Source organism: Novipirellula herctigrandis, assembly GCA_007859835.1.
Classification (GTDB): domain Bacteria; phylum Planctomycetota; class Planctomycetia; order Pirellulales; family Pirellulaceae; genus Novipirellula_A; species Novipirellula_A herctigrandis.
Genome location: SJPJ01000001.1, coordinates 5,169,964 through 5,189,709, shown reverse-complemented (window position 1 = coordinate 5,189,709; position 19,746 = coordinate 5,169,964). Strand labels below are relative to the sequence as shown.

Sequence of the window (19,746 nt, the reverse complement as noted above, 5' to 3'; positions counted from 1 at the left end):
ACAGAACCATGAGCTTTACTTGAAAGCCCGAACTGGATTCACCCGCCCGAAAATAGGCGAAAAAAGCCAACCCCTGAGTACAAAAAATAGGAATTGGTGGTGAGTTCAAATTGAACCAAATTCCTCTATCACAGGACGAAACCTTCCATGACAAGCCAAGAAAAGCTGGTCGCGGAACTTATCCGTGGCCTTAAATTTGAACGTGATGAAGTGAAACTCCAACTTCATCTTGCCGAAAAAGATCTACAAGATCAGTGGGACGACCTTGACCGGAGACTCGACGAGTTAGATGAGCGTTACGCGCCAGTCAAAGACTCAACCAAAGAAGCACCGGAAGACGTCTTGGACTCGATCAAACTGCTTACTAGCGAAATCAGCGCTGGATTCGATCGCATTCGTAAGGCCCTTTAGAACGTCGCAACTGAAGAAGCAATCGCTTTCGCTTTTCATGCCATCAAGTAAAGGAACGCGTCTTCGGCCTTGTTCCGCTGTGTCTCCTCTTCAATAAAACGTGTGATAGCGTGAAAGCCATAGAATGTCTTAATTCGATGTGTCAACAACGCTTCGTCACGCTTTAGTTTCCCGTCCCAATACCTTGCGTCTCTAGGGTCGTACATCGCCTTGACGACAGCACCGAGCTCTTCTTCGACATCGGGCAACGATCTCCACAGTCGAATGTGCTGGTGATGTGCTGGCAGCGCACTCATAGCGACTTCTTTATAGCCAAAGCGATTCAGCTCTGTGATCGCAGCAGCATGGTTAATGATGTGCCACAACCCACCAAATCCTTGTCGTTTGATCGCAGCACTTTCGATTAACTCGTCGATGGTTACATTCACCATTTGCTGAATTGACTTGTACTTTGGAAAATCATTTTCCGCAGATAACTCAACCTTGTCTCCCATCACCCAGCCAAGTTCCTTTCCGTAGTAACCGCGTCCTGAAGCCGCTCCCTTGAACCTTTCGATCAGTTTCCGAATTCCCGTAACAATTTGAGGCGTAGCATAGTCCTCATGATCACGAAGTGCACGAACAGCAATCGATGCGAAGATGACATTGTGTCCGGATTGTTTAAGTGTGCCAACGCTCTTGTGAAGGGCCACTACGATTGACTCAATGGTTTCTGCATTGGCTGGTTCGTCTGGAAAAGAATCAAACAACGTCGTTGGCGTTACTCCTGCTTTTTTTGCGTCAAACCAAATGGCTTCTTCACCCGAGATCACTCGTTCCATTTCACCCTCGATCCCCTGGCATACTTCATCTGGCAATTCACTTTGGTCTTCGCCAATGAAATAGCCTGCAACAACAGCAGCTCCCAAGTGACCTGCCATCGTTCCGGCCCTATGAGCATGGGCGAGTCCACAGATGCCTTTGTAGAGATACGAAAAATCGATCATTTAAGTACTCGCTATGTTGGGTGCGAAAGCGTCATCAATGACATTTTTCCATTCTAAGCAAGTTCATGCCTTCAACCGTCGTGCGATCGCCCTACGCTGGATGAGTCAATTTGCCACAGATCTGCATTATGTCTCTGAAACGCATGTAGATCGATATCCGATTCGAGGGCAAAGCACAGGAACCTTCCAAGTCAAATGCATGCGAATCTGTATGGCAATACAAATAGGTGTATTACGTCGCAAAAGCTGGCATCGGATCTTCCGCCGTGATAGTATGGACGTTCCTCGGTGGCTTGAACTCCCTCCTACTTGAAAGCCTAGTATGCCCATCATACTACTAGTTGATGATTCGGAAGTTGATCGCGAAGTAATGACGGGGCTGCTTGCTGCGGATGTGGATTGGTTGGTTTCGCACGCGAATAATGGTGCGGAGGCGTTGCGGATGATTGCAGACGCGACGCCCGATGCCGTCGTAACGGATCTGCTAATGCCCGAAATGGATGGAATGGAATTGGTATCACGAATATCGGATTCCTATCCCGAAGTACCCGTTGTGGTTGTGACGAGTCACGACGATGTGAAGATGGCGTTCAAAGCGTTGCGCAAGGGTGCAGCCAGCTACGTCCCAAAGGCTCAGCTAAACGAAAAACTTCTCGACACCGTCGAACAAGTTTTAGCCCTTAGTGACATGGATCATGTTGATGAGCGAATTATCGAGATCACAACCAACACTCGTTATCGATTCACGATGGAAAACGATCCGACATTGATCGCTCCGCTGGTGGACCGCGTTCAACTTGGATTGAACAGCATGCATCTTTGCTCCCCCACGCAAAGAATGCACGTTGGCATCGCTCTTGAAGAAGCATTGATCAATGCGATGTTCCATGGAAATCTTGAGCTGCCGACGAGTCAATTAGCCGAAGTCCGGCATTGTCTTCACGAAGGCAAACCCTCGGCGTTGGTGGAGGAACGTCGACAACAATCGCCATACAAGGAACGAAAAATCCATGTGGCGGCGGACCTAACGAGAGATCGGGCCCAATTTGTTGTCGTGGATGAAGGGGCCGGCTTCCCCGTCGAGACCATTCGTCCTAAATCGATCGATGACATTCTAGATGGTCATTGCGGTCGCGGGCTTATGCTGATCCGGACTTTCATGAACGAAGTTATCTTCAATGAGAGCGGCAATGAAATTCGCATGATGTTGAAAGACCTTCGCGCTGTCCCGTCAACGGACGAAGAAGAAAAGACGCATGCCTGACCGATAACCGCATGCGAAAATGTTAAGCTGCATCGTTGAATAGACGACCGCCACCGTGTTGTCGACTTTCATTGCCCGCAGCAGATGATCGGTAGGTAGGTGGCGCGTCAGTTCCCGACAACATCCGTACGATGTCGCCCGAGAAATTGGCTAAATGGTATTGGCACACGAACAGTGAAAGAGCGTGTTGGTGAGCCGTCGAGACAATCGCTGACACTTCCTGGCATCGATTCATCAAAACGGTATCGGCTTGACTACGTGAGCTAGCCAATTTTTCGACCAACGTTGTCCCTTTCGACGGAGCATCGTCAGCGGCCAGTAGCGTTTCGCGGCTGGCGACCATTGATTCCAACTGGCCGACCGCTGTCACCAACTCGATTTGATTGTGATTCACGCCTGGAGCGTCGAGTTCAGTGGTGACGATTCGAGTTTGGGATAAGATCATTTCGATCGTCTCAGCGACTTGTTCCAATTCGTCGACATACTTCGTCACGCGTTGTGACCACGTTGCGTTTGTCATTTCGTCAAGGTCTTCGGTTCATTTGGAAAAGGTCAAACATTGGATCCGCAATCGTGCTAGCTGACGATTCGGTCAGGTCTTCCACGATCAATTGATCGAGCTGTTTCTGAAACACTTCTTCGGTTCGTCCGCCATGAAAGTATGCGGGCTTGCCTACGGTTTTTCGCATCGACGATAGCATGCTGCCAAACATCGTCTCTCCGACAAATTTCGTGAACGCTTCTTTGGTCTCGTTTTCGGTTTCGCCGCCAGGCAACTTGGGCGTTTTGGTTCGGTCCAGTTGTGACTCGATCGCATCGAAAGACGCTGACGGTTGAATGTTCATATAACGAATGCATCACGTTTGGAATTTACGAAACTATTGAAAGACGACTTCGCCATACAAGTCGCCTTTGCGTTTAAGCGTTTTGATGATCGCAATCAAGTCGGAGGTTGGGACGTCGAGTGCATTAAGCGCATCTGCCAAGTTCTTCAATTTTGCGGTATCATTCTCGTTCGCCTTGTCATTGACACCGACAAGCCCTGCAACGCCCCCTGCTTCGATGCGCAGACTTCGATGCGTAACCAACACAGGAGCGATTTCAACATCTTTGCCGATCACCACAATCCCTTCTCGCTCATTGATCACCACTCTCGATGAATGGCTTGCCAACTGGATGGGCAGATTCAACAGCAACGAAATGAATTTAATTGGACTATCACGGTAAAGAGAAGGAATTTCCACTTGGACATGCAACTGGTCGATCGCTTGGGCGCGTGGACGGTCAGAACCCGAAAATCCACCACCTGAAAAACGACCTGAATCTCCCAGCGTTAACGCGGACAAGCTATTAATTTCGTCTTCGATACGTTGGGTGTTATCAAAACTGGCAAAATCCCCATCGAGCACCAACGTGATAATCCCGTCGTCATGAAACGCAGCCGGAACGGTTGCTTCCATTTTTGCGCCGCCTTGAATCGTTGCACTCGTTGCGGCGCCATCCACCGACAAACGAATCGAACCTTGGGCAATGGCATAGACGGTTGGATTGTCTGCTCGCGGGCCTAGCAGCGGCGTCATCATTAGATAACCACCTTCAAGACTCTTGGCATTGATTGCATTGACCGTTACGTCCATTAAGTCGCCGTTTTGTGCGCCAACCGCCGGGATCTTTGCAGTAACGAAGACCATCGCAACATTTTTTGCTTCAGCCACGTCTTCAATATCGAGTTGTCCTAGCGAGTCGACCGCCATCGGTCCGCCCATCAGCTGCATCATTCGAGACAGTGCCCGGGCCGTTGGCGCGGCATCGTTGTCGCCAGTACCTCGAAGACCTACGACCAACCCAAGGCCTTGTAGCGTATTGATCTCCTGACCCTTCAAACGACACATGTCACCTAGTTTCAAACTGGCGGCGTCCGCAGGTGCACTCGCCACCAATGATGCGACGACCATCACAACAACCACGACGGGATGTTGGCAATCGAAACGGTGAAACTTCATTGGCGAGATCATTGATTTCAAACCTTGGCTTACCCCCAGAAGGAGAAAGTACCTTTTGAATAGTCGATTAAAATGGCTGTACGCGATCGAACCAGCGGCTGAACCAGCCACGTTTGTATCCGTCTCTCAAATGTCCTTGATCTTCCTTGCGAATTTCAAGATCAATCACGTCGCGACTCAGAACGGTATTGTCCGGCGCGATGTCCTCGGCTCGGCAAACTCCCGATAGCGAAGTCTCCCACAAATTGTCATTCACTCGAATCGTCTTGCGTGCTTCGAGCACAAGGTTTCCATTTGGACGAATGTCGACGATTGTCGCCGCAATATTGAACGACATCGACTCACGTGATTCGACCGACGCCTCGCTACGAAACTGGTTGTTCGATTCGCCTGCTACCGTCGGGTCACCATTGGCTTGAGGGTCCGGCCGGAGTCGCAAATCCGTGATTCGAATCCAATCGCTCAGAACCGCTTCGTACAACGTCTTTTTACGACTATCGGCACTCCCTTCGGCCATCATTCGAGTGATTTCGTCGACCCGAATCGCGATAATGTCGTTGATTTTGAATCGCCGCAATGACGGCGGTGGTTGATACGTCCAACTCACGCCACTAAGAACCGCAGGCGCATTGCCCGAGAGACGTCGCCCCGAATATCCCTGAGCCGATTGGCCCTGGCCCCAATCACCTTGTCCCGTGTTACTTTGGCCCATCGGCTGTGAAGGCGTGTAGCCATCGCCGGGCGATTGCAGCGGTTGCAGCGTCGCCGTCCGACCGGGCGCCACATCCTGAGGCAACGGTTGACGCAGCAGTGAACTGTTTTGGGCGTCAGCAGCGGGTGACGACAAAATTCCCCATGCCGATACCAGACAAAATCCGATAGCGAATACCCTGTTGTGCATGCGACTGCTCCCTTTGTTCTTAGTTGGTTCGTGGAGCACGTGTGACAATTTCGACCAAACCGCTGCGAACCACTCTTGCGACAAGACGTTTGCGAGGCTCGAGCGTTTCAATTTCGATTAAGTCGGATTCCGCTCCGTCGCCCTGCGCTTTTGCGTTCGTTGTAACGCTGATTGCTCCATTGATCACGCGAACTTCAAGCAAGTCTCCCCGTCGAATCAATGTCGGTTTTCCAACGCTCCCGCGATGAATTGGCGCGTCGGCACGCAAATGAGCTTTTGTTTCGGTGCCAATCAATTCCGAGGCATCGCTAAAGAACGAGTCGTCCCAATCGGCCGGCGAAATCGGTCGCTCCGTCAAATCAGCAGAACGAATCCGTATACCCATCCGCAACATTTTCACAGGAACGACTGCAATGGGATTGGCAGTCAATTGGGCGACCAGTACCGTTTCGATCGGCCCTTCCAAACCACGCGAAACAACTCGCAGTGGACACTCTCCATCTTTCACGCCGTTCACAAAAATCGCTTGATCGACACCGCGGGCATGTTCCAAGGCGTGCATGGCGTTTTGGTTTGGATCGATCAAAATTTCGTAACGCTCCCACAAATCGCGGTCGTCCCGTTGAATTGCATACTCGATCCAACGAACGATTCGCTCAGCGAACTCTCGGTCGATTGGGCTTCGTCGTTGCCCGGTGGGCGAGTAGTACGCTGTTTGCTCGATCGATGACGCTTTTGGCTTTGATGTCGCCGCATAGCGAACCGTCGAACAAGCGGCTCCGACCCAGCGGATGTCGCGCGGTGTGGCTTCGGCTTGCACGATGACCCTAGCCAATCGTTCACGGTCGACTTTCATCGCAGTTCCATCGACCGGCACCAAACCTACTGCGGTGCGGGCCAACCGAGCCCATCCGGGCATATTTGGGTCGAGTGGTACAATGACATCGCTAAGTCGGACAATCGGTGTATCAATCGCCACGTCTTGCTTCATGCGAAACATCCATGACGTTTGCTCATCGATCGTGGCAGAGACCGCCGTCGTGCGCGTCATGTTCGCGGCCGAAGGACTACGAACCGGAATGATTGCACCGGATTGAGCACATACCATCGACGCATCCACGACGGCCACGAATAGGCCGACGAGGAACATCATTTGTCGTGCATGAAAGACCGATGCAAAATTCAATCGAGTTGTCCCATTTTTATTAGGTTAGAATCTACGTAGGTTCGAAATGTTCTGCATCACTTGGTCACCCGCTTGGATCGCTTGACTATTGAGTTCAAACGCCCGCTGAGTCGTGATCAAGTCGATCAATTCTTGGACGGGTTCGACATTGGATGCTTCCAAATTGCCCTGCACCAAACCTCCCAATCCTTGTTCGCTCGGGTTGCCAACTTGAGCTTGCCCAGATGCATCGGTTTGCAGATACATATTTTCACCGACCTTAAGCAAGCCATCCGGGTTGATAAACTGGGCCAGTTGTATCTGACCCACAGTCGATAATTCTGTATTCCCGGGTTGGCGAACCATCACTTCGCCATTGCCGTTGATGACCATCGCTGTCGAATCTTGCGGGATCGTGATCGGCGGATCTAACAAACGCCCGGTTTGCGCGGAACCGATCACCAATTGGCCGTTTGCATTGATATCGAGGTTGCCCGCTCGCGTGTACATCGTGTCCTGTGTCGAAGGGTCGACTGTCTGCAAATAGCCAGATCCGCGAATCGCCACGTCGAGCTCACGGCCGGTTTGTTGTAGCGTGCCTTGACGTTGATCGGTTTGCGTACTGGTCACGCGTACGCCCAAACCGATCTGGGTTCCCACCGCCGTTGGATTTTGCGTTGCATCTTTCACGCCCGGGTAAACTTCGGTTCGGTAAAGCAAGTCTTCAAAATTGGCGCGGTCTTTCTTGAAACCCGTCGTGTTGATGTTCGCCAAATTATTGGCGATCACATCCAACTTGGTCTCCATCGCCTGCATGCCGGTGGATGCGGTATATAGCGATTGAACGCTCATCTGGAACTCCCTTTCCTATCAGGAAATGTAGCACGGTGGTCCTCCACCGCGATTCACGACGGAAACCGCCTTGTAACTCTCTGTTTTTGTCGTTACGACTGTAAGACTCGACTAATCAACGAGCCCATCACACTGTCTTGATTTTGGATCATTCGCACGTTCGCTTCGTAGGCCCGCGAAGTCTCGATCAATTCCATCATCGCCATCGTGGGACTGACCGACGATTGCTCTAACTCCCCTGCTACTACCTTTCGTTGGTCCCCCGGGACAAGATCAAAGTCCGCGAGCGGTTTGAATAAATTGCCGCCAACATGCGCGAGATCCCCCATGTTTTTTGGTTTTGCAAGCATAATCTCATGGCGATTGCCCCCTTGATGAATACGTCCTTCGGGCGCGACTTGGTAAGGAATCCCCGATTCAATCTGAATCGTTTGGCCGTCGCTGCCGAGGACTTGATCGCCCGTAGGCGTGATCATTCGGCCACGCGAATCAAAGATAAACTCGCCAGCTCGCGTCAGAAATTGTTCGTCGCCGCGTTGGACCACGAAGAAGGATTCTGCGTCGTTGATAGCAAAATCGGTTTGGTTCCCAGTCCGTTTCAGCGGCCCTTGGTCGAATTGGGTTTGGGCATGCTGTATCGTCACGCCGCCACCGATATCGTCTGCACCACCGAGTCCCGGTTGAACTTCGCCTTCTTCAATCAATTCCGCAAATCGAGCCTGCAAAATGGTTTGCTGTGGCTTGAAACCAGGCGTTTGCGTGTTAGCAAGATTGTTACTGAGAACCTGGAGTCGGTGGCTTTGAGCGTGCGCGCCGGACGCCGATAAGTAAACACCGTAAGGCATAAGTCACCAAAAGAATCGAAGCGGGAGAACCTGTTTCCTAAAGCCCCCAGTACTGTCGGTAACACTTCGCCAAAGTGAAAAGCAAGGTCAATTGGATCGCGACTATCTGGTCGGCCCCCGGCGGAGCGGGAATGCTGGCACTTCGGGGCGACCTGATCAGCGACGATGATCGCCTGAACAAGTTCCTCGCCCAGTTCACCGCCCCAACCGACGGCACACGGCAATACAACACCGCCGCCTAATCGCTAGACTACAAACCGCGATATGCCCCCCCCCAGTAGCCGCCGGCAATAGGACAGTGACTCGTCGATTTCGCCGAGTCCCGCCGCCAAGGATGTCGCCTCGAACAAATATTGGCGGTGATCCGGCGCGATTTCCGCCAACCGACGTCGTAGCGGCAACGCTTCAAATCTGCGGTTCGCCTGTTGCAAAGTGGTGTAGGGAAGCAACAAAATTGCGTTTCGGATTCCACCGACAAACGATCCGCAGAGCGGCAAAGGTTCAGCAGCACATCGGCGGCTTCATCGGCCTGTCCGATCCATCGCAACGCTTCGGCCAGTCGGAGTTGTGCTGCCGTATCGCCCAGATCTTGCTGGACCACCAGCCGCCAATGCTCCGCTTCGCCATCCCAATCCTTGCTGTGCGACGTCCGAGAACTTGTCGATTCTACCCACCAGGAGAATCGATTGCGTTTGCCAACGCCGCATTGGTTCCGGCAACGGATAGCCCAAAAGTTCCAGCGTCACGTAAAAATCATCGTTGTCACGTAAGCGATTCCAAGTCTCTTGAGTGACTGGTCGTCGTTCGCTCGGTTCAATCCCACCACGTTTGACGCAAACTTCTTCACCGGTAATGTTCGTGTAGCTGTTCCATTGTTGTTGCCACGCCGGGTCGTAAGGAATCACCAACGCAGCACACAGCTCGCGAAGTATCGTCTTCGGCGCAGCCAAGAAGTCCTCAAAGCGAAACCAACACATCTGCTGGATCGCTTCGGCAAACAAGCGAGTTCCTCGCCAAAACACCTCGTCGTTCCATGAAGGTTTCAACGCATCCAGGTCCTTGCAGCGAAGGTATTGACCCAACGGATGACAAACGGTTGCTACACGAGGAACGTTCCAATCTCTTTTGCCGCTGTCATTCGACGTGACACAAAGATCATCCCAAGAAGACCGCAGCGGAGGTTTTTCCACAAATGGAAAACCAATCCAATCCAAGTTTGCCCAGTCGCGGATCACCAGCCGCAGGTCGCGCTGCGTGGCCCGGGCTTCGATCAACTCAATCGCCTTACGAAGCCCTTTGCAATCGCCGTCCTGTAACTCGCAAATCTCTGCTTCCTCGACAAACCCATACCACGGAGCGGCTTGACGAAGGGGATGAAAACTCGAATGCCCCAGCGGATGGATTTCGATCAGAAAGCAAACACCCCCCATGGAAGCCAAGCAGCGAGAAATCAACGTCCCACCGGAACAAGCAAGGTGGTGAATCAAGGGGCATGAGTAGCTATTTCCGTTTGGATGAATCACCTATTTATCAATTCCCTGACTCAAACACCCGCTTTCATCCAAACGCTCGCAAGTTTGTCGGTGGAGTCGCAAACCGGTGTTTGTGGACAAGGTTGTCCATTTGCTGGTTCGAAGGGAAACACACCCGGCGATACTCGAAAAGGCATTTCTTCTATAACGTAGGACTGAGTTAGGCTGCGAGCATCACCCATTCTCACAAGTGATTCAGCCGAGGCAAAACCGTGCCGATTCAGAGCACAGCAAATCGGTCCTGCACGTTCGTCTCGTTTATTTATCGGCATCATCCAACCTCGGTTGTAACCCGCGACGCCGAACGCATATAGTCGAATCTCCCTCATTCGTCCCGTTCTGTATTCAACCCTCGTTCTTCCATGCTCTCTTTTCTCCTCTTGTCGTCTTCCTCAAGCCAAGTCAGTAGTTTCTCGTACTCTTCAATCATCCCTGAATTGGGATCGATTCGTTATCGCGACTAGAAATCGCATTGCATGCCTGGAGCGCGGTTGGAGATTGAAAAAAATCTTCCGGCACCCAATGTTCGAATTCGCGATAATTCCGCGGTGGGTGATTAATTAACTGATTAAGGTCCTTGGCGAATTCGACGACTTCCGCTGTGTCACGAGCTAGCTTCGCCGCTTTCTGCACGCGTCTGACGACGAACCACGCAAAGAAGCTGAGCAGACAGGCCAGCAATAGTTTTGTTCTTAGTTTCGACATAATAAAGTTCCATTTGGAATTGCTATGTGGCCCCCCAGGCAATCGCATGTTCAAAGGCCATCAAACCTAGAGTAAATTTGATCGAGCACCGTGTCATCCCATCCTGCTCGTAGTCGTTTGCCTCGAACATTGTCTTTCACCGTAGTGTCCTTGTGCAAAATATTTAGAGCCATGCGGCGAAAAGCAGCTGAGATATCGGGTGAGTTGCCAATGCGAATTCGGCTCGCGTCTTCTAAAGATGTTACATCAAGAACAGAGTGTTCGCTGTTTTCAATTCTCCAATGGTCGCGAATCCGCCGGCTCCGCTGCTTTACCTTCGGCGGCAAACTGCTGAGGAAGAAAGTGGTCTCATCATGCTCAGCCACGCCGCCGCGATTTCGATAAACCATTCCAATTGACTTGATGCCTTCCCATTCGGAGAACAGCGGTTCATCGGGAACTGCGATCGTGTAATCGTCGCGACGTTCTTTTCGGCTGTGTGATTTCTCTACCGTTGCATGATGGCGAAGTCCTTCGATCAAATAGTTCGCTTCTCCATATTCGACATACAGTTCAAGCATGCCTTTAGCGAGCTTTCCTTGATTGCCTTTGACCGTCAAAACAGAATCGGCGTTTGCTGCAATGATGCTCTTGAAAGTTGCCTTTTGACGGTGCATCGCATCGGTGTCACGACGACTCCGGAAAGATTCATCCATTTGAGAAGTTCAGGAACAGCCGGGATTTCATTGCTCTTGTCATCGACCAACATTTGATCTAATACCAGTCGAGTCTCCGTTGCAAAGGCCGTCATTGTGAAGCGGTCAGGGCAATGAAAACCATTTCGAGCAAGTCATGGTTGTGCCCACGCTCGACACGAGGGTCTGTAACATTTACAGAGTTCTTTGAAATAAGTACTGCGGGGCCGGTCATCGGTTAAAACCTCCGTGCATGAATTAGCCGCTCAACGTCCAAGCGACTTGACAAATGGCCATTCAGTGCAATCCTTAGACAGAAACGAATTCAACGTGCGATTGCCCTGATATTGCGCCCTTGGATCGAACCAATAGTCGTTGATGTAAGACTTGGTTGCACCGGTGACTTTGCCGGTCCCACAGCCACTTCCTGAGCCACTTCCTGAGCCACTGCCGGTTCCGGTCATGGTTCCCCAACAGCCAGTGGATCACAATTTTCTGTTGCTTCTCCCCATCGTCGCAGCGTCGGCTTGCAGTGCGGCGATGGCGGCGTCGAAATCGTTGCCGTCAACTTGTTGGTCTTGATTGATGGCGGCGAACGGGGCTTGCACGACCTTGAGCCACGCGTTGACCGCATGGATGAAGAAAAAGCTCGATGATTTGGTTGCGCAGCCCCATACGCTGCGAATCGCTTGTAAAGCTTGCCAGCGAAAGGTCCGCATACACCCCGATTCGCTCGGCATCAAGGTTCACTGCAAAAGCGTGACAATATCCAGTTGACTGATCGGGCGGATTTCGAAATGGACCTGATTTAAGTTGGTCGCGGCCTTTGCGGTGGGTTGTACAAACAACAATCGACCGGACAGACATCGTGCCATGGTCCCAAGTTGCCCAGCGCAGGTTTCTCGGCGGACGGGTTCAATCGTTCTTCGACCAATTGTCGAATCATGGTTACAAACTTGGGTGCTGTGCCAGCGGTTGCCGCGCGAGCCATTTTGATGTTTCTGGCTTTACAAACGTCACTCGCTTCGTGGTCCAAATCGAATAGGACTTCCATGTGATCGCTAATAAAGCCGATCGGAACGATAATCAACGAATCCAGTTTTGACGCTTTGTCCATCGACTCAATCGAATCACAAACGTCCGGTTCAAGCCAAGGTTGTTGGGGTGGCCCCGAACGACTTTGGTACACCAGTGACCAATTCTCAGCGCCACACATCTCGGCGACTAAACGACACGTTTCCATTAACTGCTTCACGTAATCCGAATTCTCGGCCATCAACATCGGAATACTGTGCGCCGTAAACATCACCGGCGTCTTTTTCACATCCGCTCCGATCGACTCGGCAGCCGCTTTGACGCTATCCGAAATCGTTTCGACAAACAGCGGATGATTGAATCCCATCCGGACTTTCTCGACCGACGGTGCATTCCCGCCAACTTCAGCGCATGCCTCGGCTAGATTTTCGCGGTATTGGCGGCACCCGCTGTTACTGCTGAACATACTGGTGAAAAACGCTAACGTCCGTTTGCGTCCGTCGGCTTGCATTTGCCTCAACGTATCCGCAAAGTAAGGATCCCAATTGCGGTTCCCCCAATAGACTGGCAACTCGATATCGTTTGCTTTGAATTCATCTTTGATCGCGACCAGCAATTGCCGATTTTGTTCGTTGATCGGGCTAACGCCACCAAATTGTTGGTAATGCTCCGCCACTTCCAACATCCGCTGGCGCGGGACTGGTTTACCACGCAACACGTTCTCTAGAAACGGCATCACGTCATCGGGGCCTTCGGGACCACCAAAGGAAACGAGCATAAAAGAATCGTAAGGCGGCCGAGTATCCGTCATTTGCACACACATCGTTTGAGGGAAGAATTCAGTGGTGCATTATTGTAGCGAATCAAGTTACTTCAGCGAAGCATTCCGAATTCGCGTCTTCGCTGCGGCAGTCGCCCATGCCGTTTTTCCGGAAACAAACGCTCGAACCGTCAGCGGTCCGCGAAACGTATCGGGAACTTGAACCTCACTACGGTTGAGTCGATCGGCGGAAACCAATTGTGTGATCGAAGCAACCGCCGTGGCATTCGGGTCCTCTTGGTCATCTGAATCACTACCAAGCGGCCGATGCAGCGTCACGGTTAACTCCCCGTCGATTGGTGATGTCGCGTCGATCGAGATCGTCTCTCCTGGATTGAACCCGGTAGCAACTTCAAGCGAAAGTGATTGTGGCGGATGCAAGTGTAGCGCAGGGTCACCTAAAAGGTTGTAAAGCCGAACATGCTCGCGTCGTTCGTCCACCAATTTACTTCCCGCCGGACTCATCAGAGTCGCTAATCCATCGATCATCATCCGGGCGGTCGATTGGTCTTGGATCACATCGCTTTGCATCTGAACTTGAGTACGCAACCAAGCATCGCCAAGTCGGTTCATTTTTTTGGCATAAACGCCATCGATCAACCCAATCGCGACGTTCGCGTTTCCATACGGCATGGTCACGCGGCTTCCTGCGAACACGGCGATCGGCCCGCCATCGGTTAATAGCATCCGCTCGGCCAAACAATCCTCGGGTGCATCGGTCGCGCCGGTGTAACAAGCTAACAACAGTGCGATCGGGGAACTCGATGCTGGACGCTGCAACTTGCATACACTTTCGCAATCCAACACCGGTCGGCCTAATAGCGTTGCAGGGACTCGGTCGAGTTCGGTGATATAGCCGTGACCGGCGTAAACCCAAAAACGCGATCCGCGCCGGTAATCCTCAAGTACCGCTTCGGTAAACGGCAAGTGCTTTGGACAAAATCGATGGTTGGGGCTCGCATATGCCACAAAGGTCCGCGTCTCTGGGGGCAAGACCCCTGTCACAACCGTCCGCGTGACCGATTCGATCGCGGTATCGATCATGCCGCCAAATCCACCAAGCCCACCAACCAATTGGACATTGCCACGCCACAAACCAAAATCAGGTTGACGTTCATAATGGACGACGCGGTCGATCAACTGATCAAGCTCCGTCGTCGTTTTTACGGGCATACGCCCTACTGCAGCATTCGGGGTGCCATCCCCATCAAAATCGCCAAACGGCATGTCGGTGGACATCGTTGGCGGTGATCCAAATTGAGCGGTCACCGTCGTTCGACAGTAAACAGTTGGAACCTCACATGACGGATCACAAGGGGTACCAATGGCGGGCGTTGTTCCGACCAAAACGACATAGCGTGTTTCCGCAGTCGCAGCGTCACGAATTGTTTGTTGCACGGTTTCGGCTGATCCGAAGCTGCGCACAACCGACACACTCAGTCCGTCTTGTTCCCGATGCTCGATCCAAGGGGTGATCGAAGCACGAAAGGCGTCGGGACAAACCGCAACGATATCGGCGCCAAATGCCGAATGCAGCAGGCCGGTTGCCCAGAAACCGAGAAAAACGATCTTTCGGAAATGACCAGTCATTTATAAACCAAGGAGTGATCCGCTAAGTTACGTGTGGTGTATTGTAACCGTATCACAACCAAAACACGTTTTTGACGCTAGAGCAATGTCGGACTCTCCCCCCAGAAGGCTTCCTCGAATCGCGATTTCGGTCGGCGATGTTGCTGGAATTGGGCCTGAATTGTCCATCGCCTGTGCAGCCGATCAGGCGGTAAAAGGCGTCTGTTTTCCAGTTTTGTATGGACCGGCGGAGGTTCTCAGACGAATTTCGGTTCAGCTCGGCTACGCCACTGCCGAAATGCCGCAAATTGTTGATGTGCCGATCGAGCAACCTGAATCCGTCATCGCAGGACAATTTTCTGCCGCGACCGGGCAAGCTTCGTTCGATGCCGTCAGCCGAGCAATCGATTCGACGATGGCAGGCGAATCATCAGCCATCGTCACTGGTCCGATCCAAAAAGAAGCCTGGCACGAAGCCGGAATCACGTTCCCCGGACATACTGAACTTTTGGCCTCGCGAACCGCTGTGGACCAATTTTCGATGATGCTCACCAGCGAAACGATCTCTTGCGTCTTAGCGACCATTCACGTTCCTCTAGCCGATGTCCCTTCGCTTTTGTCGGTGGATTTGATCCTCCGAGCCATTCGAAACGGAGCCGATGCCTTGGCCCGCCGACTTCGCCGTCCAGCACGAGTCGCCGTGTGTGGACTCAATCCACACGCTGGTGAAAACGGATTGTTCAGTCACGGCGAGGAAGCGAACTTGATTGAACCTGCGATCGCACAAGCACGAAGCGAAGGAATCGATATCATCGGTCCGCTGCCGCCCGATACTGCGTTTACTCCGCGGATGCGAGAGCAGACCGATGTCTATATTTGCATGTATCACGACCAGGGATTGATCCCGCTAAAAGCATTGTCATTTGACGATGCCGTCAATGTGACGCTTGGTCTTCCAATTGTGCGAACCAGTGTCGATCATGGAACGGCGTTGGATTTGGCTTGGCAGGGAGTCGCGAGCCGACGCAGCATGATGGCCGCCATCCGGATGGTGATTGATCTAACGGAAAAGCCATGATGGATTTGGAACCTACGGAATCAAGAACAAACCACTACCAAGCCTTTGTCAACGTGATATTGCTGGTTGCTTTGTTCTTTATCTATGCCGGCGACGCACCGCCGATGGTCAACGAAGCGCACTACTTGGTCAAAGCGAAAAACTTTTGGCAACCTGATTGGTGTGCTAATGATGCTTTTGCTGCATCGGGAAAAGCCCACACCACGTTCTATGTTCTCTTTGGCTGGCCGACCCTTTTTCTATCGCTAGAAACAACCACATGGATCGGCCGCATTGTCGGATGGATCCTCATCGCGATGGGGCTTGATCGGTTAACTCGTCGCTTAATCAAAGTACCGTGGGCACCGATTGGTGTTGCGGTGGTTTGGATTGCCGCGGTCGAGTATGCCAACTTGGCTGGTGAATGGGTCATCGGTGGCGTCGAAGCCAAAGTCCCTGCGTATGGGTTCGTGTTGCTCGCTATTGCCGATATAGTCGATCGGCGATGGAACCGCGTTTGGGTTTTGCTAGGCATCGCCTCTGCGTTGCATGTCCTCTCGGGTGGTTGGTCGGTCATTGCAGCAAGCTTTGCGTGGTGGTTGACCGAGCGTAATCAACCGAACCGACAAGCGTTTTTCACGCGATACCTTTTCGCCGGAGGTGCGATCGCCTTGTTGGGAATCGTCCCGGCGGTCTGGTTGACGCTCGGCGTTAGTCCAGCGGATTCGGCGATGTCAGCAAAGATCTACACCTACTATCGACTGAGCCATCATTTATTGCCAACCGGATTGAATCTGATTTGGTACCTGCGGCACGGCTTGCTCGTCGTTGCGGCAGTCGCGTTCACCCAATTGGCTCGAAACCAACGGGACGACATGCGATGGAACCGGCTCGGCGGTTTTGCCTATGGCGCCATTGCGATTGCGGTCGTCGGACTGTTGCTCGGATTTTTGCCGATGATCGATCGCGATTTGGCCGCGAAATTGCTTCGCTACTATTGGTTTCGACTCAGCGATGCCGTCGTGCCGCTTTGGTTTTCGCTGTTAGTGATTCGAGCGATTTGCGAACTTGATGCGAAGAAAAAAGAGTGGAAGTTCGCATCATTTGTCTTGTTGGTCGCCACAGTACTGTTTGGCTACAGCAGTTGGAACTCGATTCGATTGCCTGTTCCACCGTCGGCCAGTAACCGGTTGCTTGGTTGGGACGCCGATGCACCGGTGGCGGTCCAGCAAAAAGTGTATCGCGATTGGCTAACGGTATGCCAATGGGTCCGCACGACTACCGATCCCGATGCCGTGTTCTTAACCCCTAGACATCAACAAACCTTCAAATGGTATGCCGAGCGAGCGGAGGTGGCGAATTGGAAAGATGTTCCACAAGACGCAAAGAGTTTGAAGGAATGGTACACACGGATTCGAGACATCTATCCACAAAGGCTGGGGACGATCCGGGTCACGCTCCAATACGATGCGTTGATTGAATATCGAAAGAAGTACGGAGTCGACTTGATCGTCGTGGATCGCCGCGTCGTCGGCCAACACTTTCCACTGGTCCGGTATTATCCGACCGGCGAGGAAGTGAACGATACCTATGCGGTCTACGAACTCCCGCATGCGTTGCCTTAGTCAAGCATCATTGATCGCTTTGCGAAAGCAACCATTGGTGAACCACCCAGACAACAGCAGCCAAGGATTCTCCGCTGCAATTTTCGGGGATGTCGTGCTCGGTGTGCCAATACGACGGCGCTCCAAATCCAGGTCTCGGGTAATCAAAGTCGATCAGGTCCACAGTGGGAATCTTAGCGATCTCGTTTAATGGCAAGTGATCATCCTGGATCGTGTGGCGTGGGCGCGAGACAAACGCGCGGACCCTTAATTTTGCGGCGACTTTCCATAGGCTCACGGCCACGCCACGGGCATACTTTAGACTATTGGTTTCATAGTAGATTTTAAGTTCTTTGTCGCCGATCATGTCGAGTAAGATCCCCGCTTGGTAAGGATTCGGCGGTGGCTCCGCAGCGTATTTCTTTGCGAAAAATGTCGAGCCAAGAAAATAGTCGTCGCGTCCTTGGTCGAACACGAATTCTTCGCCGTCAAGCATCACAATGTCAACGCCGATATCCGATGGCAACTCCGTAAATTGGTTCGCAAGTTCCATCAAAGCCGCAGTGCCACTGGCACCATCGTTGGCTCCGACAAACCGGCCACGAGGATTCCGGCGGTCTTGATCGGGATAAGGACGAGTGTCGTAGTGAGCGCAAAACAGGAATCGCTTCGACTGATCGGCATTCCAAGAAGCAACGAGATTTGCCAATTCGACATCCGAACCATCTTCGGGATGCCGAATTTGAAAGGTTTGTAGCGATACCTCCGCACCACGATCACGAAAAAATCGCGTTAACATTTCTTGCTGTTTTTGCATCCCCGTTGAACCGGATGGTCGCGGTCCGATATCGCAAAGGTCAACCAGATAACCCATGGCACGGTCGCCATCATACCGGCTGGGAATCGAACCAATCGCGGGACTCTCGATTTGAGCGCCCCCCCCTCGGTCGAACCATCCCAAAGCGATCGCGATGACAAACATAGCGATGAGTAGGCCAAAGAACAAAATGATGCCATAAAGCCAACGACGCAAAGCCTGATCGGGACGAGCCGATGCGTTGGGCGTCGCATCCGATTTGGTTTCGTGCGTAGGCCGCTTACTTACCGAAACAGAGGGACGATGTTGGTAACGAGACTTGGTGGTTTCAACCATGACGAAACGCCAAATAATTGCATTGTGGATGGGATTAATAAACCATTGTTACCGATTACATCGGTTTGGCCTACAGGGAAATGCATGATCGTTTTCCTACTCAACCTAACTTAGCAGCCCAAACAACGTAATAACAATCGAGAAGACGACAACACAGAAGACAATCCGTACCAAGAAAGGCTGAATCAGTTCGATCTTGGCCAACAAACTAGCACCGGTATCATCCGAGATACGTGCAAACGCTCCATCCAACGTGCCCGACAAATCTCCGACTTCAATCGTTCCTTTCTCTTCCAAGGTCAGAACCGTTAAACCTTGAAAGGCGGACGAAATTGCATGACCTTGCTCGATCGCATCAGCAGCATTTAGCAATTCGGATTTCGCTGCATGGTTACCTACCGTTTCTGCGGCAGTGTGGATCATAACCTCCACCCTTTGCCCACTCACCGAATACAACAACGCCAGTACACGAAAGAATCGGTGCAAAGCGATCTCTCTCTCCAACGCCCCAATCCATGGAAGCGATAATCGAAATTGATCGAACATGGATCGCAAGGGCGTCATCATCACGACCATGAGTATCAATATAAGTTGAAGCCATGAAATCACTTCTTGCATTAACATTCCAGCAGCCGCGCCAATCGATCCCAGGTATCCAGTCAACAGAACCTTGAGCACGGATCCCATCAACATGATTGCCACCGGAAACACCCACAAATTGCGTATCGCCGCAGCCGGCCCAGACAACAAACGGCAGTGACTTTCTAAGAACTCCAACGCTTCATCGAGTCGTCCTGATTGTTCGCCTGCCTTGATTACCGGCAAAAAAAATGCTGGCAAGTAGTCGGCTCCTCCGCTCAGTGCATCGGACAAAGATGAACCGCGGCGGACCGCGTCCGGTGCCCCTGACCAACAATCACCAAGCCGAGTTCGACAAAAGGCTTTTAAGCACAACTCCAAACCGCGAACGATATCGACGCCCGAACGGACACAGGTACCGAGGTCGTGTGAGAACCTCGCCAACGCATCATACGAAGGAGCCTTGGCGAGACACGACAAGCGATTAAGATTGCTCCTCAGTTTTTGTAACACCCACTGGGTCAGTTCGTACTCCGGTGACGGCTTTCGGCCATTGGTCGCCACGGTCCTAGCGTTGGAATCATTCATCGT

Annotated in this window: 21 protein-coding genes; 5 read left to right on the top strand and 16 right to left on the bottom strand. The window is 52.1% G+C overall.

Annotated features, from left to right (window positions below):
* Positions 1 to 147: 147 nt before the first annotated feature.
* A complete protein-coding gene (locus tag CA13_RS18915; RefSeq protein ID WP_146399239.1) occupies positions 148 to 411 on the top strand; it encodes a hypothetical protein in 264 nt (87 codons plus the stop codon).
* 35 nt (positions 412 to 446) lie between these two features.
* Here the strand turns inward: CA13_RS18915 and CA13_RS18910 are convergent, their stop codons facing one another.
* The gene (locus CA13_RS18910; RefSeq protein WP_146399238.1) at positions 447 to 1,397 is read right to left on the bottom strand and encodes a hypothetical protein; all 951 of its coding nucleotides are present in this window, start codon (positions 1,395 to 1,397) and stop codon (positions 447 to 449) included.
* 322 nt (positions 1,398 to 1,719) lie between these two features.
* Here CA13_RS18910 and CA13_RS18905 point away from each other — a divergent pair, with 322 nt between their 5' ends.
* Positions 1,720 to 2,661, top strand: a complete 942-nt coding sequence (locus CA13_RS18905) for an ATP-binding response regulator (RefSeq protein ID WP_146399236.1) — start codon at positions 1,720 to 1,722, stop codon at positions 2,659 to 2,661.
* Between the two features lie 22 nt (positions 2,662 to 2,683).
* Here CA13_RS18905 and CA13_RS18900 read toward each other — a convergent pair whose 3' ends face one another.
* The 7 genes from CA13_RS18900 to CA13_RS18870 form a co-directional block, all read right to left on the bottom strand.
* Complete coding sequence (locus CA13_RS18900; protein ID WP_146399234.1) at positions 2,684 to 3,181, bottom strand: hypothetical protein; 498 nt, start codon at positions 3,179 to 3,181, stop codon at positions 2,684 to 2,686.
* A gap of 4 nt (positions 3,182 to 3,185) precedes the next feature.
* Positions 3,186 to 3,506 carry a rod-binding protein gene (locus tag CA13_RS18895; RefSeq protein ID WP_146399232.1) on the bottom strand — a complete coding sequence of 107 codons (321 nt, stop codon included), beginning with the start codon at positions 3,504 to 3,506 and terminating at the stop codon, positions 3,186 to 3,188.
* 33 nt (positions 3,507 to 3,539) lie between these two features.
* Complete coding sequence (locus tag CA13_RS18890; RefSeq protein WP_146399230.1) at positions 3,540 to 4,664, bottom strand: flagellar basal body P-ring protein FlgI; 1,125 nt, start codon at positions 4,662 to 4,664, stop codon at positions 3,540 to 3,542.
* A gap of 67 nt (positions 4,665 to 4,731) precedes the next feature.
* A complete protein-coding gene (locus tag CA13_RS18885) occupies positions 4,732 to 5,565 on the bottom strand; it encodes a flagellar basal body L-ring protein FlgH (protein ID WP_146399228.1) in 834 nt (277 codons plus the stop codon).
* Positions 5,566 to 5,584: 19 nt separating this feature from the next.
* A complete protein-coding gene (gene flgA, locus CA13_RS18880; RefSeq protein WP_146399226.1) occupies positions 5,585 to 6,751 on the bottom strand; it encodes a flagellar basal body P-ring formation chaperone FlgA in 1,167 nt (388 codons plus the stop codon).
* Positions 6,752 to 6,775: 24 nt separating this feature from the next.
* The gene (flgG, locus tag CA13_RS18875; protein ID WP_146399224.1) at positions 6,776 to 7,582 is read right to left on the bottom strand and encodes a flagellar basal-body rod protein FlgG; all 807 of its coding nucleotides are present in this window, start codon (positions 7,580 to 7,582) and stop codon (positions 6,776 to 6,778) included.
* 92 nt (positions 7,583 to 7,674) lie between these two features.
* On the bottom strand, positions 7,675 to 8,427 hold the full coding sequence (locus tag CA13_RS18870; RefSeq protein ID WP_146399222.1) for a flagellar hook-basal body protein: 753 nt from the start codon (positions 8,425 to 8,427) through the stop codon (positions 7,675 to 7,677).
* 74 nt (positions 8,428 to 8,501) lie between these two features.
* On the opposite strand from CA13_RS18870, the gene CA13_RS35375 reads away from it, so the two are divergent.
* Positions 8,502 to 8,669, top strand: coding sequence for a hypothetical protein (locus CA13_RS35375; protein WP_419194560.1), 168 nt, complete (start codon positions 8,502 to 8,504; stop codon positions 8,667 to 8,669).
* Between the two features lie 279 nt (positions 8,670 to 8,948).
* Here CA13_RS35375 and CA13_RS18860 read toward each other — a convergent pair whose 3' ends face one another.
* The 6 genes from CA13_RS18860 to CA13_RS18835 form a co-directional block, all read right to left on the bottom strand.
* Positions 8,949 to 9,950 (bottom strand): hypothetical protein, encoded by a 1,002-nt coding sequence (locus CA13_RS18860; RefSeq protein WP_146399218.1) that lies wholly within the window; start codon positions 9,948 to 9,950, stop codon positions 8,949 to 8,951.
* Between the two features lie 435 nt (positions 9,951 to 10,385).
* A complete protein-coding gene (locus CA13_RS18855; protein ID WP_146399216.1) occupies positions 10,386 to 10,664 on the bottom strand; it encodes a hypothetical protein in 279 nt (92 codons plus the stop codon).
* 50 nt (positions 10,665 to 10,714) lie between these two features.
* Positions 10,715 to 11,359 (bottom strand): ISAs1 family transposase, encoded by a 645-nt coding sequence (locus CA13_RS18850; protein WP_146399214.1) that lies wholly within the window; start codon positions 11,357 to 11,359, stop codon positions 10,715 to 10,717.
* A 464-nt stretch (positions 11,360 to 11,823) separates the two neighbouring features.
* Positions 11,824 to 12,078, bottom strand: a complete 255-nt coding sequence (locus CA13_RS18845; protein ID WP_146399212.1) for a hypothetical protein — start codon at positions 12,076 to 12,078, stop codon at positions 11,824 to 11,826.
* Between the two features lie 68 nt (positions 12,079 to 12,146).
* Entirely contained in the window at positions 12,147 to 13,184 is a 1,038-nt protein-coding gene (locus CA13_RS18840; RefSeq protein WP_146399211.1) for a ferrochelatase, read from the bottom strand.
* A gap of 57 nt (positions 13,185 to 13,241) precedes the next feature.
* Positions 13,242 to 14,783 carry a C25 family cysteine peptidase gene (locus tag CA13_RS18835; protein ID WP_146399209.1) on the bottom strand — a complete coding sequence of 514 codons (1,542 nt, stop codon included), beginning with the start codon at positions 14,781 to 14,783 and terminating at the stop codon, positions 13,242 to 13,244.
* 85 nt (positions 14,784 to 14,868) lie between these two features.
* Here CA13_RS18835 and pdxA point away from each other — a divergent pair, with 85 nt between their 5' ends.
* Together pdxA and CA13_RS18825 are read left to right on the top strand one after the other, a co-directional pair.
* Complete coding sequence (gene pdxA / locus CA13_RS18830; protein WP_146399207.1) at positions 14,869 to 15,840, top strand: 4-hydroxythreonine-4-phosphate dehydrogenase PdxA; 972 nt, start codon at positions 14,869 to 14,871, stop codon at positions 15,838 to 15,840.
* Positions 15,837 to 17,444 (top strand): DUF6798 domain-containing protein, encoded by a 1,608-nt coding sequence (locus tag CA13_RS18825; protein WP_419194559.1) that lies wholly within the window; start codon positions 15,837 to 15,839, stop codon positions 17,442 to 17,444. The genes pdxA and CA13_RS18825 overlap by 4 nt, the downstream gene beginning before the upstream one ends.
* 7 nt (positions 17,445 to 17,451) lie before the next feature.
* On the opposite strand, the gene CA13_RS18820 is transcribed toward CA13_RS18825, so the two are convergent.
* Complete coding sequence (locus CA13_RS18820; protein WP_419194558.1) at positions 17,452 to 18,576, bottom strand: M28 family peptidase; 1,125 nt, start codon at positions 18,574 to 18,576, stop codon at positions 17,452 to 17,454.
* A 105-nt stretch (positions 18,577 to 18,681) separates the two neighbouring features.
* On the bottom strand, positions 18,682 to 19,743 hold the full coding sequence (locus tag CA13_RS18815; protein WP_146399205.1) for a type II secretion system F family protein: 1,062 nt from the start codon (positions 19,741 to 19,743) through the stop codon (positions 18,682 to 18,684).
* Positions 19,744 to 19,746: the final 3 nt, after the last annotated feature.